Genomic DNA, 24,728 nt, shown 5'->3' on the forward strand with positions numbered 1-24,728 from the left:
GCATTGCGGCCTCCGGGAATTCCAGTCGCGGATACGCCTTCGGCGCTGCAGAGTCAACAAGAGCCGTGGGGGCTTGCACCCGGCGGCGGCTTGGCGTTCCCTGTGCATGAATGCACAAGGGATGTGGCCGAGAGATGGAAAACTGGGACGAGATCCGCACCGCTTTCCAGGTCGCACGGCTGGGCACGGTCTCGGGCGCGGCCGAGGTGCTCGGGGTTCACCACGCGACGGTGATCCGCCATATCGACGCGCTGGAGAAGCGGCTGGGGGTCAAGCTCTTCCAGCGGCATGCCCGGGGCTATACGCCGACGGAATCAGGGCGCGACCTTCTCGCGGTGGCGCAGACCACCGAAGAGCAGTTCGCCCATCTCGCCAGCCGGATCAAGGGCCAGGGCGAGACCGTCTCGGGCGAGCTGGTGGTGACCTCGATCGCGGGAATGGCGGACCTGCTGACCCCGGTGATGGTCTCGTTCCAGGAACTCTGGCCCGAGGTGCGGGTGCGCTTCCTGACCGACATGCGGGTGTTCCGGCTGGACTATGGCGAGGCGCATGTCGCGATCCGCGCCGGGGCCGCGCCGGAGGAGCCGGACAATGTGGTGCAGCCGCTGGTGCGAATGATGACCGGGCTTTACGCGGCGCGCTCTTATATCGCGCGCTTCGGCCAGCCCGAAAGCGAGGCGGATTTCACCTCGCACCGCTTTGTCTGCTCGGACAGCGAGACCACCCGGGCGCCGTTTCACAAATGGCTGCGCACGACGGTCCGGCCCGACCAGATCGTCTATACCGCCACCGAGCCCGCCGCGCTGGAACAGGCGGTGCGCGGGGGTGCGGGGCTGGGCTTCGTCTCCTCCTTCCGGGCGGCAGGCGACCCCGACCTGGTCGAGATCCTGCCCTCGCGCCCCGAATGGGAGGCGCCGCTGCGGATCGTGACCCATGTGGACCTGCACCGCACGCGGAAGGTGCAGGCCTTCCTCACGCATCTGAAAGAGGCGGCGAAGGACTGGAAATGCTGCGGGTGACGGCGTGGCGCTGAGTCAGGGCCAGCGCGGCCACCTTGCGATGCTGGCCTTTTCGGCGCTGGTGGCGGGGTCCTTCTCGCTGGGGGCGCTGGCCGCGCCGCATGTCGATCCGGCGGCGCTGACCGTCCTGCGCTTCCTTCTGGCCGGGGCGCTGGTCGGCGTGGCGGCTCTGGCGACGACGGGCATCCCGCGCAGCGCCTGGCGGGCACCCTGGCGCTATCTGGTGCTGGGCGCGCTGATGGCGGCCTATTTCGTCCTGATGTTCGAGGGGCTGCGCACCGCTGCTCCGGTCCCGACCGCCGCGGTCTTCACCCTGACGCCGGTGATGGCGGCGGGCTTCGGCTGGCTATTCCTGCGCCAGCGCCTCGGCGCGCGGATGGCCGCCGCGCTGGCGATCGGGGCGGTGGGGGCGCTGTGGGTGATCTTCCGGGGAAACCTCGCCGCGCTGATGGCGCTGGAGATCGGGCGCGGCGAGGCGATCTATTTCGCGGGCTGCGTCGCCCATGCCGCCTATACGCCGCTGGTGCGCAAGCTGAACCGGGGCGAGCCCGCGGTGGTCTTCAGTTTCGGAATGATGGTGGCGGGGACGGGGTTGCTGCTGCTTTACGCCTGGCCCGAGGTCGTGGCGACGGACTGGGCCGCCCTGCCCCGGATCGTTTGGGTCGCGCTGGTCTATGTTGCGGTGGCGGCCAGCGCGATGACCTTCGTCCTGCTGCAATACGCGACGCTGCGGCTGCCGGCGGCGAAGGTGATGGCCTATACCTACCTGGTGCCCAGCTGGGTGATCCTGTGGGAGATCGCGTTGCATGGCGCGGTGCCGCCGGGGCTGGTGCTGGCCGGGGTGGCCCTGACCGCGCTGGCGCTGGGAATGCTTCTGAAGGAGTGAGGGGGACGCTCGTCGGTGACTTCGTCCCTTCTCGCCGGGTTCTCCGACGAGGAGACGAAGTCGAACGAGGAGGGGTCAGGGGCGGAACCGTGCCAGCCCGTCGAGAAGGAAACCCTCGGCAAGGTCCAGCGTGCCCCCGGTATAGCCCGCCCCGCCCAGCGCCTGCGCGGTGTCGCTGTCGGCACGGGTCGCCAGCCAGGCGGTCAGCAGCACCCGGCGCAGGAAGATCAGCGCCGGGATCATCGCCCGGTCTTCGGCGCGCAGCGGGGCGACCCGCGCATAGCCGTCGCACCAGCGGGCGATGAGGTCGGGAAGCCTCGGGTCGGTCTCGATGAAGCTGAGCGCGGCAGCAAGGTCATAGACCCACCAGCCGAAGCCGCAATCGTCGAAGTCGATGGCGGTCAGGCTCTCGCCATCGGTCATCAGGTTGGCCAGCCGCAGGTCGGCATGGATCAGGCCGAAGGTCTCGGGCCCGGTGCCATAGGCGTGCAGCCCTTCGGCAAGGCCCTGGGTCGCGCGGGCCAGCAGGGCCTCGCCGTCGCGGTCGAGGCCCTGCGCCTGGCGCCAGTGGCCCCAGTGCGGCGCGGGGCCAAGGATCGTCTCCACATCCCACCGCTTGCGGTTGAAGCCCGACGGCGGGGTCCATTGCCGGGATTGCAGGTGCAGCCGGGCGGTGATCTCCCCGAGCGGCGCGAACCAGCGGGGGAGGTCGTCGCCGGGCTGCAACTCCTGCCCGGGGATCGGAGCGAAGGCAACGAGATAACGGCCGTCGCGTTCTGTCACCAAGCCCTCGGCGCCGGGGACCGGGCGGACGGCGTTCAGGCCGGGGAGGTCTTGCAAGGCGGTCAGCCAAGCGAGTTCCGAGGCGATTTCCTCGGGCCGGTGGTAGCCCTGGCGATGCAGCCGCAGGACCAGCGGGCCGGCGCGCCAGGTCTCGTTCTCGGATCGGTTGAGGAGGGTGAGCGGCGTGTCCTCGGGCAGACCGTAAACCGGGAGCGCGCGGCGCAAAAGGTCAGACATCGCCCCCGCGCCGCAACAGGTAGATGTCCATGATCCAGCCATGTTCCTTGCGCAGCCGGGCGCGGGTGGCGAGGATATGGCCGGAGACTTCGGCGAGCGGGCCGTGGATCAGGGTTTCCTCGGGCATGCCGACATAGGCGCCCCACCAGATTTCCGTATCTTCGGCGGCGATGCTGGTGAAGGCCCCGCCCTTGTCCAGCATCACGGCCAGGGTCGTCGCGCCCTCGGGCCAGCCGTGGTCGCGCAACTGGCGGCCGGTGGTGATGGTGACGGGCGCGGCGAGGGTGTTCAGCGGGATGGCATGGGCGGCCGTGAGGGCCTGAAGGCTGGTGATGCCGGGGATGACCCTGACGCCCAGGCCCGGCAGGCGGGCGGCGATGCGCAGCGTGCTGTCGTAGAGCGAGGGATCGCCCCAGACCATCAGCGCGACATTGGCCGCGTCGGGGCGGTGGGCTGCGATGGTCTCGGCCCAGGTCTGCGCGATGGCGTCGTGCCAGTCGTTCACGGCGCCGAGGTAGTCGTCCTGATCGGCACGCTGCGGCACGTCGTAGTCGGCGACCGGGACCGGGGCGGTCAGGACCTGGGACAGGATCTGGCGGCGGAGGTCGGCAAGGTCGGACTTCGCCTCTCCCTTCCTCGGGATCAGGATGAGGTCGGCGGCGTTCAGCGCGCGGATGGCCTGGCCGGTAACATGGTCGGGGTTGCCGGTGCCGATGCCGATGAGGGAAAGCGTGATCATGCCTTGGGCTTTAGGTAGTGGCGCGGCCCTGTGCAAGGCCGCGCCCCTTGGGTTCAGGCGTAAAGCCGCGGGGTGACAAGGGCCGAGCCCTGGCCCTTCAGCGACTTGGCAAGGCCGAGGATGGCAAGATCGGCCAGCGGCTCGAACAGGACGACGGCCATGTAGGCCACGCCGAAGGTACCGATCGCAGCCAGGTTCGCCGCGCCGAAGCCGGCGCCGTAGACGGCCCAGAAAGCGACCCAGGCGACGACCCCGCCCTGATAGACGGTCGAAAGGGCAAGGACCTGCTTGTACTGCAGATCGACATAGGCCGTGCCGGGCGCGATGACGCGCTTGGCGACCTCGTGCAGGGCGAAGAGCGGGACGAGAAGCGTCGTCAGGTTCATCCCGTATTGCGGCAGGTCGAAGGGCGCGAAGAACAGGCCCTGGATCAGAAGGCCCAGCGCCAGGCCGATGGCGGCCGGGCCTGCGCCCAGGATCAGGAACAGCGTCGAGCCGAGGATGAAGTGAACCTCCGATACGCCGACCGGGAAATGCGGCAGGATCTCGAAGAAGGTGAAGACGCCCGCCGTCGCGATCAGCGAGCGGAGCGCGACCGAGGCGATGCCGCTTTGCCGGCTGGCCTGGGCGATGTGGTAAAGCGCGGTGCCGCCCGCGGCGGTGGCAGTGGCGTAGCTGAGCGCGATCTTGGCCCCGTCGACGAGGCCCGGTTCGATATGCATGTTGTCCTCCTGTCCGTCACACCCGACGGCGGTTGCTGTCCATGCAGGGCCGGTCTCCTGGCTGGCGGATCGCGGCGGGCCCTTGCCTTCCCGCCCTTCGGGGCAGTGGCGCAGATGGGCCCGCTCACCGCTGACAGTCGCGGGGGCGGCTGATGTCACGGGCGCCCGCTGGGGTTCGCCCGCTCCTCATTCCCGTTTCAGTCCCGACGCTTTGCGTCTTGATGGGACACCTTGCCCGCCCTGTCTGCGCCTTCGCCGCCCCCCGGTCAATGCGGAAGGCGACGCGGGGCGATCAATCCGCGACGCCCTCGGCCAGACGACCGACGAGGATCAGGCCCGGCAGGGGCGAGCGGTCCCCCTCCAGCCGCCGGGCAAGCTCGGCCACAGTGGAGCGATGCAGCATCTGCTCGGGCGTGCTGACGGATTCGGCGAGGAGAGCGGGGGTCTCGGGCGGCAGGCCATGGGCGACCAGCGCCGCGGCCAGTGCGGGAAAGGTGCGCTTGCCCATGTAGATCACGGTGGTTACGCCGGGATCGGCGAGGGCTGCCATGTTCAGGCCGGGCGGCAATTCTCCGGTCACGTCGGCGGCGGTGATGAACTGGACGCGCTGCGCATGCTGGCGGCGGGTCAGCGGGATGCCGGCGGCGGCGGCGGCGGCCGAGGCGGCGGTGACGCCGGGGATGATCTCGCAGGCGATCCCGGCGGCGCGGATGGCCGTCAACTCCTCCTCCAGCCGGCCGAAGATGCCCGAATCGCCGGATTTCAGCCGCACGACATTCGCGCCGGTCAGGGCGTAATCGACCAGGAGACGACTGACGTGGTCCTGCTTCGGCGAAGCGCGCCCGGCCCGCTTGCCGACGCCGACCATGTCCGCCCCCGGCCGCGCCAGCGCCAGGATCGGGCCGGAGGAGAGGTCGTCGAACAGGACGGCATCGGCGGCGGCGAGGGCCTTCACCGCCTTGACGGTCAGCAGGTCCGGGTCACCGGGCCCGGCGGAAACGAAGGTGACGAAGCCGGTCATGACGCGCCTGCGATCAGGTGGAAGAAGGTGCCGGTCGATAGCCCGCCGCCGGGCTGGAGTCGATAGCTGCCGGTCTCGGGGACAGTGGCCCCGGTCGCGTCGATGACTTCGGCCAGGGGCGCGTCGGGCTGGTCGAGAATGGTGGAATAGTGGAACTCGTGCCCGCGCGGCGCGCTGCCCGCCGGATGGCCGGGGATCGCCCGTTTCAGCCGCGCAAGGCGGTAGCCGAGATGCATCCTGCGCTTCTCGAAACTGGTCACCAGGCCCAGGAGCCCCGCCATCCGGTGCCGCTGGCCGTCCTTGTCCACGATCGCCGCGCCCATCGCCATGTAGCCGCCGCATTCGCCATGGACGGGCTTGGTCCCGGCAAAGGCGCGCAGCCCTTCCCGGAAGCGGTCGGCCCGCGCCAGCACGGCGCCGTGCAGTTCCGGATAGCCGCCCGGCAGCCAGCAGACGTCGGCGGTCGGATCCGGGGCCTCATCCGCCAGCGGCGAGAAGGGCAACACCTCGGCCCCCGCCGCGCGCCAGCCGTGCAGCTGGTGCGGGTAGACGAAGCTGAACGCCGCGTCGCGGGCAAGGGCGATGCGCTGGCCGGGGGGCGTGGTCTTCCGCGCAGACGCAGGCCGGGCATGGGACGCGGCGGCAGCGACCAGCGCGTCAAGGTCGACACCTTCACGCATCAGCGCCGCCGCCTCGGCGATCAACGTCTGGAGCGCTGGTTGCTCTTCGGCCTGCACCAGCCCGAGGTGCCGCTCGGGCATCGCGATGGCCGCGCGTTTCGGCAGGATGCCCAATACCGGCAGGCCCGCCTCCGCCATCCCGGCGCGCACCAGGGCCTCGTGCCGGGGCGAGGCGATGCGGTTGACGATCACCCCGGCCACGGTGACTCCGGGCCGGAACCGCGCCAGCCCCTGCGCCACCGCCGCCGCCGTCTGCGCCTGCCCGCTTGCGTCCAGCACCAGCACCACCGGCCAGCCCATCCGCTGCGCCAGGTCGGCCGAGGCCCCGGTGCCCGAGGCGCCCGGCGCGGCCACCCCGTCGAACAGGCCCATCGAGCCTTCCGCCAGCACCAGATCGGCCCCTTCGGCCGCCGCCAGCATCCCGTCCAGCATCCCCCCGGGCATCGCCCAGGTATCCAGGTTGAACGACCAGCGCCCCGACGCCGCGCGGTGGAAGGCCGGGTCGATGTAATCCGGCCCGTTCTTGAAGGGCTGCACCCGCAGTCCCTTCTCGCGCAGCGCCGCCAGCAGCCCCAGCATGACCGTGGTCTTGCCGGTGCCCGAGGCCGGGGCGGCGATGATCAGGCCGGGGATCATCGGCCGGTCCCGGGAAAGCGCGGGTGGGTGCCGACGGGCCGGTAGCGGCGGTCGTAGTCGCCGGCGTAAAGCCGGCTTTCCTCGAACCCCTCCTGCGCCAGCGCGGGGCCGACGAGGATCAGGGCGGTGCGCTCCACCTCCTCCGGCACGGCATCCTTCAGCGTGGCCAGCGTCGCCCGAATGATCCTCTGGTCGGGCCAGGAGGCGCGCCAGACCACGGCCACCGGGCAATCCGCGCCGTAATGCGGGATCAGCTCGGCGGTCAGCTTGTCGATCAGGTGGATCGAGAGATGCAGCGCCAGCGTCGCCCCCGTCGCCGCGAAAGCGGGCAGGCTCTCGCGCGAGGGCATCTGCGTCGCCCGCCCCTCGGTCCGCGTCAGCACCACCGATTGCGCCAGGCCCGGCAGCGTCAACTCCACCCCCAGCGCCGCCGCCGCCGCCGCGAAGGAGGGCACGCCCGGCGTCACGTCATAGGGGATTCCCAGCTCGCGCAGCCGCCGCAGCTGCTCGCCCATCGCCGACCAGACCGAGAGGTCTCCGGAATGGAGCCGCGCCACATCCTGCCCGGCCGCATGCGCCGCCTGGATCTCGGCGACGATCTCGTCCAGCGACAGCGGCGCGGTGTTCACGATCCGGCAGCCGGGCGGGCAATGCGACAGCACGCCTTCTGGCACCAGCGACCCGGCGTAGAGACAGACGGGCGAGGCGGTGATCAGGTCCCGCCCCCGCAGCGTCAGAAGGTCCGGCGCGCCCGGCCCGGCCCCGATGAAATGAACGGTCATCGCTTCCCCCCGCAGAGGCGCGCCCCTGCCCTTTCACATTGCTCCGAATATCCCCGCCGGAGGCCCTTCGCCCGCGCCGGTTGCGCTGCAAGCCGCGCAATCTGGCCAGCACCCGACGCCGTCATGCCTGCGCCTCCGCAATCGCCGCCGTCGCCGTCCCGTCCGCCGAGACCGCCCGAGGCCCCCGAAGCCGTGCCCCCCGCCCCGTCGCCGCCAGCGCCGCCGCCTCGGCCACCGAGCCGGTGCCGTAAAGCGCCTCCACCCGGTCCGAGCGGGTCAGGGTCGGCTGCCCCTGCAGCGCCTCGGGCTCCAGCGCCAGGATGGGCAGGTTCAGCGCCTGGGCCAGCGGCCCGAGCCCCCCGGCCTTGGCGGAAAGCGTCGCCAGATGCGTCACGCCTTCTGGCCCCCCTGCCCGCGCAAGCGCGTCCCGCAGCGCGGCGAGACTCGCGCCCGAACGGAAGCCGAACCCCGCGACGATCATCGGGTGACACTCCATTGCAGGATCGGCAGCGCCGATTTCCAGCCGCGCTTGCGGCCGATGGGGCCGGGTTCGGCCAATTCGATCTTCAGGAGCTGGCCGCCGTGGCGGGCGGACCAGTCGAGCACGAGCGCCTCGGTTTCCAGCGTCACGGCATTCATCACCAGCCGGGTGCCGGGCGGAATCAGGTCCCAGAGCGCCAGCAGCAGCGCCCCGGAGGCGCCGCCGCCGATGAAGACGGCATCGGGGATGGGCAGGCCGGAAAGGCCCTCGGGCGCGCGGGCCTCGGTCAGGCGGTGGCGGTGGGCCAGGCCGAAGGCCTCGACATTGCCGCGCGCGCGGGCGGCGCGGGTGGGGTCGGCTTCCAGTGCCTCGACCCGCGCTCCACCGGCCAGCAGCCACTCGATGCCGATGGAACCGGAACCCGCGCCGATGTCCCAGAGCAGCTCGCCCGCTCGGGGCGCAAGGGCCGAGAGGGTCAGCGCGCGGACGGGCCGCTTGGTGATCTGGCCGTCGTGCCGGAACAGCGCGTCCGGCAGGCCGCCGGCCCGCGGCAGCCCGGGATCGGTGGCCTCGATGGCCGCCGAGACCGGGGCCCCGATCGCATCGGCGGGCAGGCCATGGGTGATCCGCTCCTGCGGCCCGCCCAGGCGTTCCAGCACGGTCAGCCTGGCGTTGGGGTGGCCGTTGTCGGCCAGCCAGCGGGCCAGATCCGCCACCGCCGCCCCGTCGCGCAGGGTGCAGACGGCGCGCACCCCGCGCGCCAGGACCGGGCGGAGCCGGGCGAAGGGCGCGGCGTGCAGGCCGAGGGTCAGCACCTCCTCCAGCCGCCAGCCGAGGCGGTTCGCCGCCAGCTGGAAGGTCGAAGGCCCCGGATGCGAGACCCATTCGCCCGGCAGAAGACCGGCCATCAGGCTGCCTCCCGCGCCGAACCAGAACGGGTCGCCCGAGGCGAGGACGACGGTCGGCCTGCCCCGGTGGGCAAGGACGGGAGTGGCGTCGAAGGGGACGGGCCAGGGCTGGCCCCGGACGCCTGCGTCGACCAGGGACAGATGGCGGGGACCGCCGAAGATCGTTTCGGCCGTCGCAAGCGCGGCGCGACTTGCGGGCGACAGGCCCTCCGGTCCATCTTCGCCCAGACCGATGATCGTCAGCCAGGGATCAGCCATGAACCGCGTCCTGCTTCTGGGCGGAACCACCGAAGCCGCCCGCATGGCCCGCGCCCTGGCCGAGGCAGGGGTGGCGGCAGTCTACTCCTACGCCGGCCGGACCGAGGCCCCGGTGGCGCAGCCCCTGCCGGTGCGTGTGGGCGGTTTCGGTGGCATCGAGGGGCTTGCGGCCTACCTGAAGGCCAATGGCATCACCCATGTGATCGACGCCACCCATCCCTTTGCCGCGCAGATGAGCCGCAACGCCGTGGAAGCCTGCGCCAGCGCGGGCGTGCCCCTGCTGGCGCTGGAGCGCGAGCCGTGGCGGGCGGCGGAGGGCGACCGCTGGACCCATGTCCCCGACCTGGAAACCGCCGTCGCGGCGCTGGGAGAGGCCCCGCGCCGGGTGTTCCTTGCCATCGGGCGACAGAATCTGACGGCCTTCGCCGCGGCTCCACTGCACCATTACCTGTTGCGACTGGTGGACCCGCCGACCGGGCCCCTGCCCCTGCCCCGCGCCGAAGCCGTGATCGCGCGCGGTCCGTTCACGCTGGAAGGCGACCGGGAACTGCTGCAAGCGCATCGCGTCGACGTGATCCTCGCCAAGAACGCGGGCGGCGCGGGGGCCGAGGCGAAGCTCATTGCCGCGCGGGAACTGAGGCTGCCGGTGGTGCTGATCGACCGGCCGCAGGTGCCCATGCGCCGGGTGGCGAGGAGCGTGGCCGAGGTCATGGCCTGGCTGGTCCCATGAACGAAAGCTCGTCGAGCACTTCGTGCACTCCTCGCGGGGCGCCTCCGAGGAGGACACGAAGTGAACGACGAGGGATGGCAGGCTCATCGCACACTCCGGGGGGAATAGACCCAGCGCCCGACGCGGCGGGTGGCGGAGTTTCCCACAATCACCACGGTGCGCATGTCGGCCATCTCGGGCGTGGCTTCGCCGAGGGCGACGGTCACGATCCGCTGGTCCGGGGTAGAGACGGCACGGGCGAAGGTGATCAGCCGTCCCTCGCCGCATTCCTCGCGCAGCACGGCGAGGGCCTTGGTGAAGCCTTCGGGGCGGCTGGCCGAGCGCGGATTGTAGAAGGCCATCGCGAAATCGGCACGGGCGGCGTGGCGCAGGCGGGTCTCGATCACCTCCCAGGGCTTCAGGTTGTCGCTCAGGTTGATGCAGCAGAAGTCATGGCCCAGGGGCGCACCAGAGGCAGCGGCGGCGGCGAGCATGGCGGTGATGCCGGGCAGGACCCGGATGTCGAGGGTTTGCCAGTCCGGCCGGCCCTCCAGCGCCTCGAACACGGCGGAGGCCATGGCGAAGACTCCGGGGTCGCCGGAGGAAACGACGACCACCCGCTTGCCCTCGGCCGCCATCTGCAGGGCGGCCCGGGCGCGGTCGAGTTCGACACGGTTGTCCGAGGGGTGCAGGGTCAGGCCGGGTCGCGGGGCGACGCGGGCGACGTAGGGGATGTAGCCGACCACATCCGTTGCCTCGGCCAGGGTCGCCGTGACTTCGGGCGTCACCAGCCGGTCATCCCCCGGCCCGAGACCCGCGATGGCAAGCCAGCCGCTCATTCGGCGATCTCCGGACGGCGGCCATGGCCGTGGACCAGGACGATCGCGAAATAGGGCACGTCATGCGGGTCGACTTCGGTCAGGCGGGCGACGCGCTGGCCGGGCATGGTGCCGCGCTCCACCAGCCAGGCGGAGTCGAGCCGCCCCGTCCGCTCCAGCGCGCGGCGGACGCGGGGGAGGTTCCGTCCGGTCTTCATCACGACCAGCGCGTCGGAATGCTCCATGTGGCGCACCAGGTCCTCCTCGGAGAGCGTGCCCATCAGGACCGTCAGCACGTCATCGCCCCAGGTTATCGGCATGTCGGTGGCGTTCCAGCAGCCGGTCATGCCGGTGATGCCGGGGATCACCTCGACCGGGACGCGGCCCTGCAGGCGGGAATGCAGGTGCATGAAGCTGCCGTAGAAGAAGGGATCGCCCTCACAGAGGACCAGCACCTCCTCGGTCGCGGCCAGCGCCGCCAGGCGGTCGGCCCAGTCGTCGTAGAAGCGGGCCAGGGCATCGGTGTATTCCGGGCTGTCGAAGGGGAGTTCCGTCGTGACCGGGTATTCCATCGGATATTCGACGGCCGAGGGCGAGAGCATCCCCTCGACGATCCGCCGGGCCTGGCCGGCGCGGCCCGCTTTGCGGAAATAGGCGACATGGTGCGCGCCGGCGATGGCGCGGGCGGCGCGGAGACTCATCAGGTCGGGGTCGCCGGGGCCGAGGCCGGCACAGATCACCTTTCCGGTCATGGTCATTCCTTCCGGCTGGCGAGGGCGTTGACGGCGGCGACGGTGATGGCGCTGCCGCCGAGGCGACCCTTGACGATGAGGCCGGGGACCGGCGGCGCCTCCATCAGCGCGTCCTTCGATTCCGCCGCGCCGACGAAGCCGACCGGGCAGCCGATGATCGCGGCGGGACGGGGACAGGCGGGGTCTTCCAGCATGTTGAGGAGGTGGAAGAGTGCGGTGGGGGCGTTGCCGATGGCGACGATGGACCCGGCGAGATGCGGGCGCCAGAGTTCCAGCGCGGCGGCGGAGCGGGTGTTGGCCATCTCCTTCGCCAACGCGGGGACCTGGGGGTCGTGCAGGGTGCAGATGACCTGGTTGTCCTTCGGCAGGCGTGCGCGGGTGATGCCCTCGCTGACCATGCGCGCGTCGCAGAAGATCGGCGCGCCGTCTTCCAGCGCGGCGCGGGCGGCGATCGCCATGCCGGGAGTGAAGCGGATGTGGGGGGCAAGTTCCACCATCCCGGCGGCGTGGATCATCCGGACGGCGACCACCTCTTCCTCGGGCGTGAAGCGGGCGAGGTCGGCCTCGGCCCGGATCATGGCGAAGGATGCCAGGTAGATTGCGGCGCCGTCGGTTTCATAGGTGTGGGGCATCGGAGGCTTTCAGGTGCTCAAGGATCGCCAGCGGGGACAAGCCCGTCAGGCTGGGAGTGTCATGGGCGGTGCCGTTGCGGATCAGGTCATGGCCCTGGCCGGTGGCGGTGAGGGTCAGGTCGGCCGGCGCGGGATGGGCGCAGCCCTTGGCGCAGCCGGAGAGGTGGAGGGTCCGGCCTTCGGGCAGGTGCGGGGCGAGCTGCCGGGCGAGGTTGCGGGTGTCGCCCAGGGCCTGAGGACAGCCGGGGGCCCCGGTGCAGGCCGTGACGCGGAGGACGGGGTCGGCCGGGTCGGTGATCAGGCCGGGGATGGAAGGAAGGGTCGTCGCGCCGACGAGGAGGAGCATGCGCCAGGGCGTCGGGCGGATTTCGTGGCCGAGGGCGGCGAGTTGCCGAAGGATCCCGGCGGAGATCTGGCCGAAGGCGAGGGCGACGAGGGCGCCGTCCTCATGGAGGCCGGGGTGCGGTTGCGGCAGCGGATCGGCCGGGGCGAGGGTGCAGCCGGGGGGAATGGCGCCCTTGGCGACCAGGGCAGCCATGCGGCCACGGCCGTTGGTGATGCCGCCCTGGGCGACGAACCATCCGGCCATCGCGATGGCGTCCTCTGCGAGGTCGGTGACGGGCCGGCCGAGCGGGTGGCCCTCGGGGCGGAGGATCAGGCACCCGTCCGCGGCCCGTTCGACGCGGATGTCGACCGAGGCTTGCGTCAGGACCGGACGCGGGCCGGTGTCGAGGGCGAAGCCGAACTTGCCGGGGAGGCGGGGCATCCGTGCGAGAGCAGCGGTCAGGGTGGCGGCGAGGGCGTCGGTGTCGTCGTACGCCTGGCTGGCCGGGTGCCCCCCTCCCCCATCCCCTCCCCACGGGGGGGAGGGGAGGCGTGGGGCATCGGCGTTGCGCGGGACGGGCGGCGTGTTCGGCTCCTTTCCCCCTGTGTGTGGGAGGGATGGGGTGGTGGGGCCGGTCCGGAACGGGGTGACGATCAGGTTCCGCAGCGACTCCGTTTCGATGTCGGGGTCGATGAGGCCCTGGGCGCGGAGGTCCTCGATGAGGCGGGGGTGGCTGGCCTCGGTCACGCCGCGCAGTTGCAGGTTGGCGCGGGCGGAGAGGTCGATGATGCCGTTGCCGTGGCTCTGGGCGGCTTGCGCGATGGCCTCGGCCTGCGCGGGGGTGAGGCGACCCATTGGCGGGCGGATGCGGGTGACGAGGCCGTCGCCGGACAGCATCGGGCGCAGGGCTCCGGGGCACCAGCCCTTGATGTCCCAGGCGGTCATGCGGCGGTTCTCCCGGTTGGGGCGGTTATGATGATGGGCGCTTCGCGCAAGCCTTTTGTCTCGCCTCTGGCCTGCGGCCAACCGGCTCGGCGAGAATGAGTATTTGGGCCAAGAGGAAGCCGCAGGGTCATGCCACACCGTCCAGTGTCGCGGCGATGGAGTTGCGGCGGGTGAGCCAGAGGCCGGCGTCGCGGAGGCGGCGGAAGAGATCTTCCATCGCGGCGAGGGCGGCGGGATTCTCGCGGGCGAGGAAGTCGCGGACGTCGTCGCGGCCGAGCGTGGCCTCGTGGTAGAGGTCGAAAAGGTGCGGCGGCACGACCTGCGCGAGATGCGCGAAGGCGGCCATGTGGTCGAGGGTCGCGGCGATCTCGGCTCCGCCGCGGAAGCCGTGGTTCATCATGCCCCGCGCCCAGTCGGGATTGGCGGCGCGGGCACGGACGACGCGGGCGATCTCCTCGGTAAGCGTCCGGGCATGGGGGCTCTCCGGCCTTGTGGCGTCGAGGTGGTAGAGCGTGGGTCTGGCGCCGCCCAGTTTGGCAACGGCGGCGGCGAACCCGGCTTCGTGCGCGGCGTAGTCGGCGGCGATCAGGACGTCGGTCTCGGGCAGGTCCTGGGCGTGGACGAAGGCTTGGGCGGAGAGGACGCGTTGTTCCAGGGCGGCGCGGGCCTCGGTGGACTGGCCATCGGGGCCGATGGCCCAGGCGGAGGCATCGAGCCAGGCTTCGCCCGCCGCCTGGCGCGCTTCCTCGGTGAATGTGTCGGCGGCAGTCCCCATGCCAAGGCCATAAAGGCCGGGACGGGGGCCGAAGACGCGGGCCTGACGGGAAATGTAGGGGTTGTCCTCGGGGGCTTCGTCCCGGGTTGAAAGGGCTTCGGCCCCGGCTTCGAACAGCTGCGCAAGGCCGGGGAAGACGTCGCGGAAGAGGCCGGAGACGCGGAGGGTGACGTCGATCCTGGGCCGGCCAAGGAGGGCAAGCGGCAGGATCTCGACGCCCGAGACGCGGGCGGAGCCGTCGTCCCATTTCGGCGCGAGGCCGGCAAGGTGGAGCGCCATGGCGAATTCCTCGCCGGCGGTGCGCATGGTGGCGCTGCCCCAGAGGTCGACCACCAGCCCGCGCGGATAGTCGCCGTGGTCCTGCAGATGGCGGCGGATCAGTTCCTCGGCCAGCTTCACCCCCTGCGCATGGGCATTGCGCGAGGGCACGGCGCGGGGATCGACGGAGAAGAGGTTGCGGCCGGTGGGCAGCACGTCGGAGCGGCCCCGGTTGGGGGATCCCGCAGGGCCGGGGGCGACCTTCCGGCCGTCCAGGGCGGCAAGGAGGCCGGCGCGTTCACCTTCTCCTGCCCCGAAGATGTGCAGGCCCTGGCCGAACTGGCTTTCCTTCAGGTCGCAGACGAAGCGGTCGATCCGGGTGATCGCCTCGGCCGGGGTGGCATCGGCGGCGAGGCCGAGGTCGGCGGCGACGCCGGAGGCGCTGGCCTCGTCGCGGATGCTGGCGATCAGCCGGGTGCGCCGGGCGGGGTCGAGGCCGTCGGCGGTGGAATATTCGTCGAGCAGGCGTTCGAGGCGCTGCAACTCGGGTGGGACCTCGCTGGCCTGCATCGGCGGCGGCAAGTGGCCGAGGGTGACGGCGCCGATCCGGCGCTTGGCCTGGGCGGCCTCGCCGGGATCGTTGACGATGAAGGGGTAGATCACCGGCAGGGGGCCGACCAGCGCCTCGGGCCAGCAGGTTTCCGACAGGGCGACGGATTTGCCCGGCAGCCATTCCAGCGTGCCATGGGCGCCCATGTGGATCAGCGCATGGAGGCGCTGGGAGCGGAGCCAGAGGTAGAAGGCGACATAGGCGTGGCGCGGGGTGCGGGAGAGGTCGTGGTAGTCGCTGTCCCGTGTCGCAACCTCGCCGCGCTCGGGTTGCAGGGCGATGAGGGCGTTGCCGCGCCGGGTGGCGAGGAAGTGGAAGGCGCCGTCCTTGACCGAAGGGTCGGAGGCCGGCTCACCCCAGGCCTGCGCGAGGTCCTGGCGCAGGGGTTCCGGCAGGGTGTCCAGCGCCGTGAGGTAGTCGCAGAGCGGCCAGGCGAGGGTTTCGGTCAGCGCTGCGGGCAGCGCGGTGCCTTCGGTGACATGGTAGCCCTCGGCGGCGAGGGTGATCATGAGCGCCTCGGTCGAGGCCAGCGCGTCAAGACCGACGGCATGCGCGATCTGGTGCGCCCGGCCGGGATAGGTGGAAAGAATGACGGCCAGTTGCCGCTCGGCCGCCGGGGTGGCGGCGAGGCGGTGCCAGTGCTTCACGCGATCGACCACGGCTTTGATGCGGCCGGGGTCGGAACGATGGGCAAAGCGGGAAAACTGCAGCTCGGGGTGGCGCCTGCCGGGAGACTTGTGGCTGATCAGCCCGGCAAGAAGGCGGCCGTCGACCTCGGGCAGGACGACATGCATGGCAAGGTCGGCGGGCGAGAGGCCACGGTCGGAGTCCAGCCAGTCGCGGCGGCGGGCGGTGGAGAGGGCGGCCTGGAACACCGGGCAGGCGGCGGCGTCGAAGGGGGTGGAGCCGTCGTCGGCGCGGGCCGAGAAGGCGGTGGCGTTGATGATCGCCACCGGCGGATTCCGCACCAGGTGGGCCGAGAGCCAGTCGGCGACGCCGGGGGCCTTGAGGCTGGGGGCGAAGGCGCCATAGGCCGCGAAGCCCTCGGCGCGCAGCGCGTGGATCAGCGCGTCGACCGGGTCGGTGTCGCCCGAGGTGAGGTAGCTGCGGTAGAAGGTGACAAGAACCGGGCCTTCGGGTTGCGGCCCCCCGCCCCCATCCCCTCCCCACAGAAGGGGATGGGGGGAGGCGTTTGGATGGGTCTGCGGCGTCGGATAGGCTGTAAGGTCGGAGGCTTGCCGCCTCCCCTCCCCCTCTGTGGGGAGGGGATGGGGGTGGGGGGCATCCGGCGCGGGGATCACGCCCTGGTCGGGGTCGTAGAAGCCCATCTGCGGCACGGTCTTGTCGCCTGCGACGGGCGCCACGTAGATCCCCGCCGCCAGCGCCAGTTGCGCCAGCGCGGCATGGGCGGCGACCGCACCCCCCTCGTCACACAGCGCCTGCAACCGGCGCAGGGTGGAAACCGGAAGCGTGGAGAGCTGGTCGAGGCGCGGGTCGGGGCGGCCGTCGGCGGGAAGGATCGCGAGCGCGGTGCCCTGGCGGCGGGCGAGGTCCTGCAGCGTGGCGAGGCCGTAGGGCCAATAGGCCTCGCCCCCGATCAGGCGGACGAGGATGGCTTTCGCGTCGGAGAGGGTGCGTTCGACATAGGTGTCGACCGAGATCGGGTGCTTCAGCGCGACGATGTTGGCGAGACGCAAGGTAGGATGGGTGACACCACCCGCCCTGCGCAGGCGCTCATACCCCGCCGCAAAGGCGCCGAGGTCGCTGTCGGACAGGGAAAGCACCACCAGCTCGGCCGGGTCCTGGGCCAGGTCGAACGGCGTTTCGGTTTCCTCGAGCCCATGGCTTTCGCGGAAGACGACGTGCATGGGTCACATCCTCCGGAAGAATGCATCCCCCCACCCCTGCCTTCCCCCACGGCGGGGGGAGGGAGGCGCCAGGCGGCCAGGGGTGGGGAAAAGGCGGATCACGGTTTCAGGCCCCCAGGACCTTGCGAATCGCGGCTTCGTCAATGTCGTCATGCTCGGCGATCACCACCAGCTGCGAACGGCGCGGCGCGGCACCCCAGGGCTTGTCGAACTGCATCCGCACCCGGTCGCCGACGGCCTGGACCAGCAGGCGCAGGGGCTTGCCCGCGACCGCGACATGGCCCTTGACCCGCAGGACCCGCTGCTCGCGCGCAAGGCGCTGGATGGCGGCGGCCAGGGTCTCGGGGTCGGCGATCTCCGGCAGGTCGATGACCGCGGAGTCGAAGTCGTCATGCTCGTGGTCGTCGGCCCCGTCGTGGTGCGAGGGGCGCGCGGCGAGGTCGTCCTCGGCGGCGGCGGCAAGGCCCAGGACGACGCGCGGGTCGATGACGCCTTCGGTCATCGGCAGCATCGGGACCGGCCGGTTCAGCTCCGCCGCGATGACTTCCCTGGCGGCGGCGAGGCCCGCGTCCCCGGCGAGGTCGGCCTTGGAGAGAAGGATCAGGTCGGCGCAGAGGATCTGGTCCTCGAAGACCTCCGACAGCGGGGTTTCGTGGTCGAGGCTGGGATCGGCGGCGCGTTGAGCCTCGACCGCATCGACGTCGGGGGCGAAGCGGCCGGCGGCCACCGCCTCGGCATCGGCGAGCGCGATGACGCCGTCGACGGTGATGCGGCTGCGGATCGCGGGCCAGTCGAAGGCTTTCAGGAGCGGCTTCGGCAGGGCCAGGCCCGAAGTCTCGATCAGGATGTGGTCGGGGCGCTGGGGCATGGCCATCAGGCTTTCGATGGTCGGGATGAAATCATCGGCGACGGTGCAGCAGATGCAGCCGTTGGCAAGCTCGACGATGTTCTCCTCGGGGCAGTTCTCGTCGGCGCAGGATTTCAGGATGTCGCCGTCGACGCCCACGGTGCCGAACTCGTTGACCAGGATCGCAAGGCGCTTGCCCTGGGGGTTCTGCATCAGGTGGCGGATCAGCGTGGTCTTTCCCGATCCGAGGAAGCCGGTGATCACGGTCACGGGGATTTTGGTCAGGTCGGTCATGGGGCCTCCAGGGGCGGGATGCGCGCGATGCTTTGCTTGCGGAAGACGGTCGGACGATCGCGCCAGGGGACGATCCCGTCCGGGCTGGCCGCGTATTTCCCCGCGCCATCCAGGATCGCAGAGACGTCGTCAAGGGTGAGACGGCCGTAGACATAGGCCCAGGCGCCGGGCTTGGACAGCGAGACGGCGCAGCCGGTATTGCAGGCGGACAGGCACTCGACCCCGACGATGCGCACACCCTCGGGCAGCTCGGCAGCCGTCAGCGCGGCGTGCAGCCTCGCGCCAGGGGGCACATCGCCCTCAGGCACCGGCTCGCCGGCCTTGCAGGTGGTGCAGACATGTAGGGTCGCGCCCATTGCAGCCTTCCAGTGGCGTCGGGGGCATGGGCCAGCAAAGGCGTCCTTCGCCTTTACCCGGTCGCGGTACACCCCGTCCGCCGGTTCATCCTATGCGCTGGCAGGTCTCCCGGCTTGCGGATACGGGGCTTGTCCCCACGGCCCCCGCCTTCCCGACCCTGGCGGGTCAGTGGCCATGGAACCTCTCCGGTCACGGTCGCGGGGGCGGCTGCTTGGGGTCGTTTCCGACCTGTCACATTCCCTCTTCGCCTGTCATAAACAGGAACCAGCGCAAGGTTCACCTGAGCCATGCACCCCCCTCTTGTCAAGGACGCGACCGACCATGACCGAAGCTGATGCGACACAAGACACCGAAGCCGAGCTGGCCCGGCATGCGCATAAGATGGCCAAGAAGAAGGCCGCGCGGGACAAGATCATGGCCGGGAAGGAAGGCGAGAAGGGGCTGATCATCGTCCATACCGGCGCGGGGAAGGGCAAGTCCTCGTCGGGATTCGGGATGATCCTGCGCTCGATCGCGCACGGAATGCCCTGCGCGGTGGTGCAGTTCATCAAGGGCGCCTGGGACACCGGCGAGCGGCGGCTGATCACCACCCATTTCAGCGATCTCTGCCAGTTCCACGCGATGGGCGAGGGTTTCACCTGGGAGACGCAGGACAAGACCCGCGACATCGCGGCGGCGCGGGCGGGCTGGGGAAAGGCCAAGGAGCTGATCCGGAACCCGGAGATCAGGATGGTGTTGTTGGACGAGATCAACATCGCGCTGCGCTACGACTATCTGGACATCGGCGAGGTGCTGGAGTTCCTGACGACCGAGAAACCGCCCCTGACCCATGTGGTCCTGACCGGGCGGAATGCGAAGGAAGAGCTGATCGAGGCGGCGGATCTGGTGACCGAGATGACGCTGGTCAAGCATCCGTTCCGCGCAGGGATCAAGGGCCAGCCGGGGGTGGAGTTCTGAGGGCTTCCGGTATGGACAAGGGTGGGCCGGAGGCATCAAGCTCGGCCAGACTTGGACAAGGAGGGATCGGGATGCGGAAGACGGGTCTGGTGGCGGTCATGGCGCTGCTGACGCTGGCGACGGCGGCTTGTGCGCCGCTGGTCGTGGGCGGCGCGGCGGCGGTGGTCGCGGATGAGGCGATCGAGCAGGAGAAGGGCGGCGACGGGCTGTTCTGAGCATTGGAGCGGGGTGGGCGATATTGCCCGCCCTGCGCCTGCACCGGGCGGTCTAGGCCAGAGCCAGCAGGCGGCGGCTGTCGACATGCTCTGCCAGGTGGTCGGCCAGGGCGTCGAGCGTTTCCTCGACCGTCCGGTCGTAGCTCTCGGCCCCCGGCCTGGCGCCAAGACCGCCGAGGAAGGCGCGGCGGAAGGCGTCCTCGGTGAACATGCCATGCAGGTAGCTGCCCATGACGCGGCCATCGGCGCGGATTGCGCCTTCGGGCTGGCCCGCGACGGTGAACATCGGGAGGGCGCGGTCCGGGCCGGAGGTCGCGCCGAGGTGGATCTCGTAGCCGCGGACGCGCGTGCCTGATGCGGGATGCAGCGCCTCGGTCTCGGTCACCCGCTTGTCGGGGGTCATGGTGGTGGTGAGGTCGAGAAGGCCGAGACCGGGGACAGAGCCCGGCTTGCCCTCGATGCCCTCGGGGTCGGCGATCTCGCGCCCCAGCATCTGGTAGCCGCCGCAGAGGCCGAGGACCCGCGCCCCCCGGCGCAGGGCGGCGGCAAGGTCGATGTCCCAGCCCTGGGCGCGGAAATGCGCGAGGTCGGCGATGGTGGCTTTCGATCCCGGCAGGATGATCAGGTCGGCCTCGACCGGGAGGGGCTGGCCGGGCTTGACGATCTTCAGCGTCACGCCGGGTTCCTGCGCCAGGGGATCGAGGTCGTCGAAATTGGCAATGCGGTTCAGATGCGGGACGGCAATCAGGAACTCCCCCGTCCCACGCGTGCCGCCCAGATCGGCGGCGTCCTCGGCGGGCAGGCGGTGGGCGTGGGGGAACCAGGGGACGACGCCGAGGCCGGGCCAGCCGGTACGGGCCGCGATCAGGCGGTAGCCGTCGTCGAAGAGGCGCGGATCGCCGCGGAACTTGTTGATCAGGAAACCGCGGATCATCGCCGCATCCTCGGGGTCGAGGACGGCCTGGGTGCCGACGAGCTGCGCGATGACGCCGCCGCGGTCGATGTCCCCGGTCAGGATCACCGGCACATCGGCGGCGCGGGCGAAGCCCATGTTGGCGATGTCGCCCGGGCGCAGGTTCACCTCGGCCGGGCTGCCGGCGCCCTCGACGAGCACGAGGTCGGCCTGGGCCCGCAGGCGGCGGAAGCTCTCCAGCACCGGGGCCATCAGCTGCGGCTTCAGCGCGGCATAGTCGCGGGCCTTCACCGTGGTCAGGCGCTGGCCCCGGACGATCACCTGCGCCCCGGTTTCCGATTCGGGCTTGAGAAGCACCGGGTTCATGTCGACATGCGGCGCGACCCCGCAGGCGCGGGCCTGCAAGGCCTGGGCGCGCCCGATCTCGCCTCCGGTGGCGACGGCGGCATTGTTCGACATGTTCTGCGGCTTGAAGGGCCGGACGGCCAGGCCCTGACGGGTGTAGAGGCGGCAGAGGCCCGCCACCAGCATCGACTTGCCGACATTCGAGCCGGCCCCCTGGATCATGATGCGTTTCATGGCTTGCGCGCCATCAGCACGAGGAAGAACACCCCGCCGACAAGGCCGGTGACGACGCCGATCGGCATGTCCTCGGGCGCCATGACGATGCGGGCCACGGTATCGGCGACGACGAGGAATATCGCCCCGGTCAGGGCCGAGAGCGGCAGGACGCGGGAGTTGTCGCCGCCCACGGCGAAGCGGACGAGATGCGGCATCATCAGGCCGACGAAGCCGATGAGGCCGGAGAAGGCCACCATGACGCCGGTGATCAGCGCGCCCACGACGAAGACCGAGAGGCGGAAGCGGGCGACGGGAATGCCGAGCGAGGCGGCGGTCTCGTCGCCAAGGCTCATCGCGTTGAGGGCGGGGCCCTGGCTCCAGAGCCAGAGGCCGGCGGGGACAAGGACGGCGAGCGGGTAGACCAGATGCGACCATTGGGCAAGGCCGAGGCCGCCGAGCATCCAGAAGACAACGGTATGGGTGGCCTTGGGATCGCCGAGGAAGATCAGGATGTTGGCCCCGGCCATGATGATGAAGCTGACCGCGACTCCCGCCAGGACCAGACGATCGGCCGAGGTGGCCCCGGTGACGCGGGCGACCATCAGGACCAGGAGCGTGGCGGCCAGGGCTCCGCCGAAGGCCATGAGCGGGACGGTGAGGAGACCGAGGAAAAGGCCGGTGTGCAAGAGCGCCGCGATGGCGCCGAAGGCCCCGCCCGAGGAGATGCCGAGGAGATGCGGGTCGGCCAGCGGGTTGCGGGTGACGGATTGCAGCGCGGCCCCGGTGATCCCGAGGCCCGCACCGACCAGGGCGGCAAGGAGAGCGCGGGGGAAGCGGATGTCCCAGACGATGGCCTCGCGCCCCTGCGCCCAGTCGGGGGTGACGAGACCGGGGCTCAGGTGGTTGGCCAACACGCCCCAGACGGTCGCAAGGGGAATGGGGACCGCCCCAACCGTGACGGCAAGGAGGACGGCGAGGACAAGGATCCCGCCGCCACCCAGAACGGCCCCGGCGCTGCGCGTGAGGCGCAGGGCGGAGCGGGCGGGGGTGGCGAGCGGGGTTTCGGTCATGTCAATGCTCGTCGATGCACTTCGTGCACTCCTCGCAGGCGTCCCCGCGCCAGCGAAGAGCGGCGAAGCCATGCGATGAGCTTTGGTGCGGCATCATTTCCCCCGGAAGCCCGCCACCAGCTTTTCCACCGCGCGGATGTTGCGCGGGCCGGGCGTGGCCTCGACATATTCCAGCACCACATAGCGGTCATTCTTCACCGCGTCGACAGCGGCGAAGGCCGGGTTGCCCTCCAGGAAGGCGATCTTCTGCTCGGCCGTCACGTCGCCGTAGTTCACGATGATGATGACCTCGGGGTTCCTCTCGACCACGGCCTCCCAGGTAACGGTGGCCCAGCTTTTCTCGAGGTCGTCCATGACGTTCGTGCCGCCCGCCGCCTCGATCAGGGCGGTCGGCATGGCGTAGGCGCCGGCGGTGAAGGGGCTTTCCTCGCCCGAGTCGTAGACGAAGACCCGCAGGGGCGTGGTCCGGTCGATGCCTGCGGTGATCTCGGCCAGTTCCGCCTCATAGCCGGCGACCAGCGCCTTGGCCTCTTCCTCGACGCCGAAGATCGCGCCGAGGTTCAGGAGATCGACATACATGTCCTGCATCGAGCTGCGCGCCTTGGGGCCGATGTGGATGCAGCTTTCGGTCAGCTCGTAGGTCTTGATCCCCAGGGGCTCCAGCGACTCGGGCGTCACCTCGCCGCCGACCTTCATGCCATAGTTCCAGCCGGCGAAGAAGAAATCGGGCTCCGCCCCCAGCAGCACCTCGCGGGTGGGATATTGCGCCGAGAGCTCCGGCAGTTCCTCGATCCCGGCGCGAAGCTCCTCGTCCAGCGTCTTCCAGCCCGAGACGCCGGTATAACCGACCATCCGGTCGCGCAGGCCGAGCGCCAGCATCATCTCGACCAGGTTCACGTCATTGGCGATGGCCTTCGCGGGGGGCGCGTCGAAGGTGACGTCGCGGTTGCAGCTTTTCACCGTGACCGGGAAGGCCAGGGCGGGGGCGGCGGAGAGCAGGAGGGCGAGGAGGGCGAGTTTCATCTAGAGGTCCAGTTGGAAGGAAAAATGGGGGCTGCCGCCCGAGCGGTCGATTCGGGTGGCGACACGGAAGGCCTGGGCGATGGTGGCTTCGGTCAGGGCCTCCTCGGGGGGGGCGTCGGCGATCACGCGGCCCTGGTCCAGGATCAGCACCCGGTCGGCGAAGTCCGCCGCCAGGGTCAGGTCGTGCAGCGTGCAGACCACGGCAAGGCCGAGACCGCGCAGGAGGCGCAGGAGTTCCAGCTGATGCCGGATGTCGAGGTGGTTCGTCGGCTCGTCCAGCACCAGGATGCGGGGGTCCTGCGCCAGGGCGCGGGCGACCATGACTCGCTGGCGCTCGCCGCCCGAAAGCGTGCCGAAGCGGCGGTCGGCCAGGTGGCCAAGGTCCATCCGGATCAGCGCGGCGTCGGTGACCGCCTTGTCGCGCGCGCCCGGCCCCATCCCCTGCCGGTGCGGCAGGCGGCCCAGCGCCACGATCTCGCGGCAGGTCAGGGCGAAATCGGTCGGCTGCTCCTGCAACACGGCGGCGACGATCCGCGCCGCCTCGCGCGCCGGGCGAAGCCAGAGGTCGCGGCCCTCGACGATCACCGATCCCGAGAGGGGCGCCTGGTGGCGGTAGAGGAGCCGGAGGAGCGAAGACTTCCCCGCACCGTTCGCACCGCAGACGGCCAGGACCTCACCCTCGGAAAGGGTGAAGGAAATGTCATGCAGGATCGCGGGCGCCCGCTTCGGCCCCCAGGTCACCCCCCGCACCTCCATCACATGGGTCACTGGATCGCCCCCTCGCGGGTGACGATCATCGCGGCGGGAATGCGGGCCAGCGTGGCGTCGCACAGATGCTGGGGCAGCGCCTTGCCGGACATCCAGCTATCCTCGCGCGCGGCGTAGAGCCGGGCGAATTCGATCAGCTCGTCCAGCGGCTGGTCGGGGTCGATGTCGCCGAACAGCCAAGTCGCCTTGCCGGTCGCGCGCCAGCCCACCACGCAGGGTTCGCCATGCGCGGGCACGCAGCCCGCAAGGCAGGCGGTGCCAGAGACCTCGAACTCGTCGCCGAGACCTGCCGAGGCGATCGCCGCCCGCAGTTTCTTCAGCAGGGCGAAGCCCGGCTTGCAGTCCTCGCCCTTGTGCTTGCAGGCCTTGCAGACCAGGATCTGGTGCGGCGCGGTCTGCGCCACGGAATAGGGGGGTGAGGCCAGGGGCCCCGTCGACTTGCCGTCCATCGAAATCTCCATCCCGGGACACCCCGCCCGGCTGCGGTCACCTCTTCGATGGCAGGTCTCCTGACTTCGCGGGTCGCCGCTTCCCCCACCTTCCCGGCCAGTCGGCCAGTGGCATGAGAGGGTCGCTCGCCGCTTACAGTTGCGGGGGCAGTCGGGGATTTGGCGGCTGTTGCCTACACCTCACCCCATTCCCTTTTCACCCGGCCGTACTTCTGACTGGCCGGGAACCATCCGGGACAGGAGTGCGCCCATTCGTCCGCCGGTTCAAGACAGAAAGCGACCCCCTGGCGACCAGAGACGGCAGGGGCTTCCTCTTGGCGAAATACTCTCGGGGGGTCTGGGGGGCGAAGCGCCCCCAGCAGCCGAGGGCGTTAGGGGTGTTAACCCGCAAGCGCGAGGGGGGATGCGCGTGGGCAGCCCGCAATCAGGC

25 protein-coding genes and 3 riboswitches are annotated in these 24,728 nt (G+C 70.7%); of the genes, 5 read left to right on the forward strand and 20 right to left on the reverse strand.

What is annotated here, in order from left to right; all coding sequences use genetic code 11:
- Positions 1 to 134 precede the first annotated feature (134 nt).
- Together I7S92_RS04995 and I7S92_RS05000 are read left to right on the forward strand one after the other, a co-directional pair.
- On the forward strand, positions 135 to 1,019 hold the full coding sequence (locus I7S92_RS04995) for a LysR family transcriptional regulator (RefSeq protein WP_197642444.1): 885 nt from the start codon (positions 135 to 137) through the stop codon (positions 1,017 to 1,019).
- Positions 1,020 to 1,029: 10 nt separating this feature from the next.
- Positions 1,030 to 1,905: a DMT family transporter gene (locus I7S92_RS05000; protein ID WP_242070082.1), complete on the forward strand. Its 876-nt coding sequence runs from the start codon at positions 1,030 to 1,032 to the stop codon at positions 1,903 to 1,905.
- 75 nt (positions 1,906 to 1,980) lie between these two features.
- Here I7S92_RS05000 and I7S92_RS05005 read toward each other — a convergent pair whose 3' ends face one another.
- The 8 genes from I7S92_RS05005 to cbiE all read right to left on the reverse strand — a co-directional run bounded on the left by I7S92_RS05005 (position 1,981) and on the right by cbiE (position 9,152).
- Complete coding sequence (locus I7S92_RS05005; RefSeq protein ID WP_197642385.1) at positions 1,981 to 2,925, reverse strand: phosphotransferase enzyme family protein; 945 nt, start codon at positions 2,923 to 2,925, stop codon at positions 1,981 to 1,983.
- Complete coding sequence (cobF, locus tag I7S92_RS05010; protein WP_197642386.1) at positions 2,918 to 3,664, reverse strand: precorrin-6A synthase (deacetylating); 747 nt, start codon at positions 3,662 to 3,664, stop codon at positions 2,918 to 2,920. Before cobF ends, I7S92_RS05005 begins: the two co-directional genes overlap by 8 nt.
- 53 nt (positions 3,665 to 3,717) lie before the next feature.
- Positions 3,718 to 4,386 carry an energy-coupling factor ABC transporter permease gene (locus I7S92_RS05015; RefSeq protein WP_197642387.1) on the reverse strand — a complete coding sequence of 223 codons (669 nt, stop codon included), beginning with the start codon at positions 4,384 to 4,386 and terminating at the stop codon, positions 3,718 to 3,720.
- 30 nt (positions 4,387 to 4,416) lie between these two features.
- Positions 4,417 to 4,635, reverse strand: a riboswitch (cobalamin riboswitch).
- Between the two features lie 43 nt (positions 4,636 to 4,678).
- Positions 4,679 to 5,407, reverse strand: a complete 729-nt coding sequence (gene cobA, locus I7S92_RS05020) for a uroporphyrinogen-III C-methyltransferase (RefSeq protein ID WP_197642388.1) — start codon at positions 5,405 to 5,407, stop codon at positions 4,679 to 4,681.
- Complete coding sequence (locus I7S92_RS05025; RefSeq protein ID WP_197642389.1) at positions 5,404 to 6,723, reverse strand: cobyrinic acid a,c-diamide synthase CobB; 1,320 nt, start codon at positions 6,721 to 6,723, stop codon at positions 5,404 to 5,406. Before I7S92_RS05025 ends, cobA begins: the two co-directional genes overlap by 4 nt.
- Positions 6,720 to 7,505 carry a precorrin-4 C(11)-methyltransferase gene (cobM, locus tag I7S92_RS05030; RefSeq protein WP_197642390.1) on the reverse strand — a complete coding sequence of 262 codons (786 nt, stop codon included), beginning with the start codon at positions 7,503 to 7,505 and terminating at the stop codon, positions 6,720 to 6,722. Before cobM ends, I7S92_RS05025 begins: the two co-directional genes overlap by 4 nt.
- A 121-nt stretch (positions 7,506 to 7,626) precedes the next feature.
- Positions 7,627 to 8,001 (reverse strand): cobalamin biosynthesis protein, encoded by a 375-nt coding sequence (locus tag I7S92_RS05035; RefSeq protein WP_242070074.1) that lies wholly within the window; start codon positions 7,999 to 8,001, stop codon positions 7,627 to 7,629.
- Positions 7,983 to 9,152, reverse strand: a complete 1,170-nt coding sequence (cbiE, locus tag I7S92_RS05040; RefSeq protein WP_197642391.1) for a precorrin-6y C5,15-methyltransferase (decarboxylating) subunit CbiE — start codon at positions 9,150 to 9,152, stop codon at positions 7,983 to 7,985. The genes I7S92_RS05035 and cbiE overlap by 19 nt, the downstream gene beginning before the upstream one ends.
- On the opposite strand from cbiE, the gene I7S92_RS05045 reads away from it, so the two are divergent.
- Positions 9,151 to 9,882 carry a cobalt-precorrin-6A reductase gene (locus tag I7S92_RS05045; RefSeq protein ID WP_197642392.1) on the forward strand — a complete coding sequence of 244 codons (732 nt, stop codon included), beginning with the start codon at positions 9,151 to 9,153 and terminating at the stop codon, positions 9,880 to 9,882. The genes cbiE and I7S92_RS05045 overlap by 2 nt on opposite strands.
- An 83-nt stretch (positions 9,883 to 9,965) precedes the next feature.
- Here I7S92_RS05045 and cobJ read toward each other — a convergent pair whose 3' ends face one another.
- From cobJ to I7S92_RS05080, 7 genes are all read right to left on the reverse strand, one after another.
- Positions 9,966 to 10,700, reverse strand: a complete 735-nt coding sequence (gene cobJ, locus I7S92_RS05050) for a precorrin-3B C(17)-methyltransferase (protein WP_197642393.1) — start codon at positions 10,698 to 10,700, stop codon at positions 9,966 to 9,968.
- Positions 10,697 to 11,431, reverse strand: coding sequence for a precorrin-2 C(20)-methyltransferase (locus tag I7S92_RS05055; RefSeq protein WP_197642394.1), 735 nt, complete (start codon positions 11,429 to 11,431; stop codon positions 10,697 to 10,699). Before I7S92_RS05055 ends, cobJ begins: the two co-directional genes overlap by 4 nt.
- A 2-nt stretch (positions 11,432 to 11,433) precedes the next feature.
- Positions 11,434 to 12,063, reverse strand: coding sequence for a precorrin-8X methylmutase (locus I7S92_RS05060; RefSeq protein ID WP_197642395.1), 630 nt, complete (start codon positions 12,061 to 12,063; stop codon positions 11,434 to 11,436).
- The gene (locus I7S92_RS05065; RefSeq protein WP_197642396.1) at positions 12,047 to 13,333 is read right to left on the reverse strand and encodes a ferredoxin-like domain-containing protein; all 1,287 of its coding nucleotides are present in this window, start codon (positions 13,331 to 13,333) and stop codon (positions 12,047 to 12,049) included. Before I7S92_RS05065 ends, I7S92_RS05060 begins: the two co-directional genes overlap by 17 nt.
- A gap of 127 nt (positions 13,334 to 13,460) precedes the next feature.
- A complete protein-coding gene (gene cobN, locus I7S92_RS05070) occupies positions 13,461 to 16,844 on the reverse strand; it encodes a cobaltochelatase subunit CobN (RefSeq protein WP_197642397.1) in 3,384 nt (1,127 codons plus the stop codon).
- 106 nt (positions 16,845 to 16,950) lie between these two features.
- On the reverse strand, positions 16,951 to 17,985 hold the full coding sequence (gene cobW / locus I7S92_RS05075) for a cobalamin biosynthesis protein CobW (RefSeq protein ID WP_197642398.1): 1,035 nt from the start codon (positions 17,983 to 17,985) through the stop codon (positions 16,951 to 16,953).
- Entirely contained in the window at positions 17,982 to 18,341 is a 360-nt protein-coding gene (locus I7S92_RS05080) for a DUF1636 family protein (protein ID WP_197642399.1), read from the reverse strand. Before I7S92_RS05080 ends, cobW begins: the two co-directional genes overlap by 4 nt.
- 82 nt (positions 18,342 to 18,423) lie before the next feature.
- A riboswitch (cobalamin riboswitch) is annotated at positions 18,424 to 18,626 on the reverse strand.
- A 37-nt stretch (positions 18,627 to 18,663) separates the two neighbouring features.
- Here I7S92_RS05080 and cobO point away from each other — a divergent pair.
- Entirely contained in the window at positions 18,664 to 19,299 is a 636-nt protein-coding gene (cobO, locus tag I7S92_RS05085; RefSeq protein ID WP_197642400.1) for a cob(I)yrinic acid a,c-diamide adenosyltransferase, read from the forward strand.
- A gap of 71 nt (positions 19,300 to 19,370) precedes the next feature.
- A complete protein-coding gene (locus I7S92_RS05090) occupies positions 19,371 to 19,514 on the forward strand; it encodes a hypothetical protein (RefSeq protein ID WP_197642401.1) in 144 nt (47 codons plus the stop codon).
- 52 nt (positions 19,515 to 19,566) lie between these two features.
- On the opposite strand, the gene I7S92_RS05095 is transcribed toward I7S92_RS05090, so the two are convergent.
- The 5 genes from I7S92_RS05095 to I7S92_RS05115 form a co-directional block, all read right to left on the reverse strand.
- The gene (locus I7S92_RS05095) at positions 19,567 to 21,006 is read right to left on the reverse strand and encodes a cobyric acid synthase (protein WP_197642402.1); all 1,440 of its coding nucleotides are present in this window, start codon (positions 21,004 to 21,006) and stop codon (positions 19,567 to 19,569) included.
- Positions 21,003 to 22,058, reverse strand: a complete 1,056-nt coding sequence (locus tag I7S92_RS05100) for a FecCD family ABC transporter permease (RefSeq protein ID WP_197642403.1) — start codon at positions 22,056 to 22,058, stop codon at positions 21,003 to 21,005. The genes I7S92_RS05095 and I7S92_RS05100 overlap by 4 nt, the downstream gene beginning before the upstream one ends.
- 93 nt (positions 22,059 to 22,151) lie before the next feature.
- On the reverse strand, positions 22,152 to 23,081 hold the full coding sequence (locus tag I7S92_RS05105) for an ABC transporter substrate-binding protein (protein WP_197642404.1): 930 nt from the start codon (positions 23,079 to 23,081) through the stop codon (positions 22,152 to 22,154).
- Positions 23,082 to 23,837 carry an ABC transporter ATP-binding protein gene (locus I7S92_RS05110; RefSeq protein WP_197642447.1) on the reverse strand — a complete coding sequence of 252 codons (756 nt, stop codon included), beginning with the start codon at positions 23,835 to 23,837 and terminating at the stop codon, positions 23,082 to 23,084. It lies immediately after the preceding gene.
- Positions 23,838 to 23,845: 8 nt separating this feature from the next.
- A complete protein-coding gene (locus I7S92_RS05115) occupies positions 23,846 to 24,298 on the reverse strand; it encodes a DUF1636 family protein (protein WP_197642405.1) in 453 nt (150 codons plus the stop codon).
- Positions 24,299 to 24,331: 33 nt separating this feature from the next.
- Positions 24,332 to 24,545: riboswitch (cobalamin riboswitch) on the reverse strand.
- Positions 24,546 to 24,728 lie beyond the last annotated feature (183 nt).

Origin of the sequence: Tabrizicola soli, assembly GCF_015999335.1 — a bacterium.
GTDB classification, from domain to species: Bacteria; Pseudomonadota; Alphaproteobacteria; order Rhodobacterales; family Rhodobacteraceae; genus Tabrizicola; species Tabrizicola soli.

Excerpts from the sequence above, each read along its gene's own strand:
- I7S92_RS04995 (WP_197642444.1), top strand. The coding sequence starts at position 135 with ATGGAAAACTGGGACGAGATCCGCACCGCTTTCCAGGTCGCACGGCTG.
- I7S92_RS05005 (WP_197642385.1), bottom strand. The coding sequence starts at position 2,925 with ATGTCTGACCTTTTGCGCCGCGCGCTCCCGGTTTACGGTCTGCCCGAG.
- cobF (WP_197642386.1), bottom strand. The coding sequence starts at position 3,664 with ATGATCACGCTTTCCCTCATCGGCATCGGCACCGGCAACCCCGACCAT.
- I7S92_RS05015 (WP_197642387.1), bottom strand. The coding sequence starts at position 4,386 with ATGCATATCGAACCGGGCCTCGTCGACGGGGCCAAGATCGCGCTCAGC.
- cobA (WP_197642388.1), bottom strand. The coding sequence starts at position 5,407 with ATGACCGGCTTCGTCACCTTCGTTTCCGCCGGGCCCGGTGACCCGGAC.
- I7S92_RS05025 (WP_197642389.1), bottom strand. The coding sequence starts at position 6,723 with ATGATCCCCGGCCTGATCATCGCCGCCCCGGCCTCGGGCACCGGCAAG.
- cobM (WP_197642390.1), bottom strand. The coding sequence starts at position 7,505 with ATGACCGTTCATTTCATCGGGGCCGGGCCGGGCGCGCCGGACCTTCTG.
- I7S92_RS05035 (WP_242070074.1), bottom strand. The coding sequence starts at position 8,001 with ATGGAGTGTCACCCGATGATCGTCGCGGGGTTCGGCTTCCGTTCGGGC.
- I7S92_RS05045 (WP_197642392.1), top strand. The coding sequence starts at position 9,151 with ATGAACCGCGTCCTGCTTCTGGGCGGAACCACCGAAGCCGCCCGCATG.
- cbiE (WP_197642391.1), bottom strand. The coding sequence starts at position 9,152 with ATGGCTGATCCCTGGCTGACGATCATCGGTCTGGGCGAAGATGGACCG.
- cobJ (WP_197642393.1), bottom strand. The coding sequence starts at position 10,700 with ATGAGCGGCTGGCTTGCCATCGCGGGTCTCGGGCCGGGGGATGACCGG.
- I7S92_RS05055 (WP_197642394.1), bottom strand. The coding sequence starts at position 11,431 with ATGACCGGAAAGGTGATCTGTGCCGGCCTCGGCCCCGGCGACCCCGAC.
- I7S92_RS05060 (WP_197642395.1), bottom strand. The coding sequence starts at position 12,063 with ATGCCCCACACCTATGAAACCGACGGCGCCGCAATCTACCTGGCATCC.
- I7S92_RS05065 (WP_197642396.1), bottom strand. The coding sequence starts at position 13,333 with ATGACCGCCTGGGACATCAAGGGCTGGTGCCCCGGAGCCCTGCGCCCG.
- cobN (WP_197642397.1), bottom strand. The coding sequence starts at position 16,844 with ATGCACGTCGTCTTCCGCGAAAGCCATGGGCTCGAGGAAACCGAAACG.
- cobW (WP_197642398.1), bottom strand. The coding sequence starts at position 17,985 with ATGACCGACCTGACCAAAATCCCCGTGACCGTGATCACCGGCTTCCTC.
- I7S92_RS05080 (WP_197642399.1), bottom strand. The coding sequence starts at position 18,341 with ATGGGCGCGACCCTACATGTCTGCACCACCTGCAAGGCCGGCGAGCCG.
- cobO (WP_197642400.1), top strand. The coding sequence starts at position 18,664 with ATGACCGAAGCTGATGCGACACAAGACACCGAAGCCGAGCTGGCCCGG.
- I7S92_RS05090 (WP_197642401.1), top strand. The coding sequence starts at position 19,371 with ATGCGGAAGACGGGTCTGGTGGCGGTCATGGCGCTGCTGACGCTGGCG.
- I7S92_RS05095 (WP_197642402.1), bottom strand. The coding sequence starts at position 21,006 with ATGAAACGCATCATGATCCAGGGGGCCGGCTCGAATGTCGGCAAGTCG.
- I7S92_RS05100 (WP_197642403.1), bottom strand. The coding sequence starts at position 22,058 with ATGACCGAAACCCCGCTCGCCACCCCCGCCCGCTCCGCCCTGCGCCTC.
- I7S92_RS05105 (WP_197642404.1), bottom strand. The coding sequence starts at position 23,081 with ATGAAACTCGCCCTCCTCGCCCTCCTGCTCTCCGCCGCCCCCGCCCTG.
- I7S92_RS05110 (WP_197642447.1), bottom strand. The coding sequence starts at position 23,837 with ATGGAGGTGCGGGGGGTGACCTGGGGGCCGAAGCGGGCGCCCGCGATC.
- I7S92_RS05115 (WP_197642405.1), bottom strand. The coding sequence starts at position 24,298 with ATGGACGGCAAGTCGACGGGGCCCCTGGCCTCACCCCCCTATTCCGTG.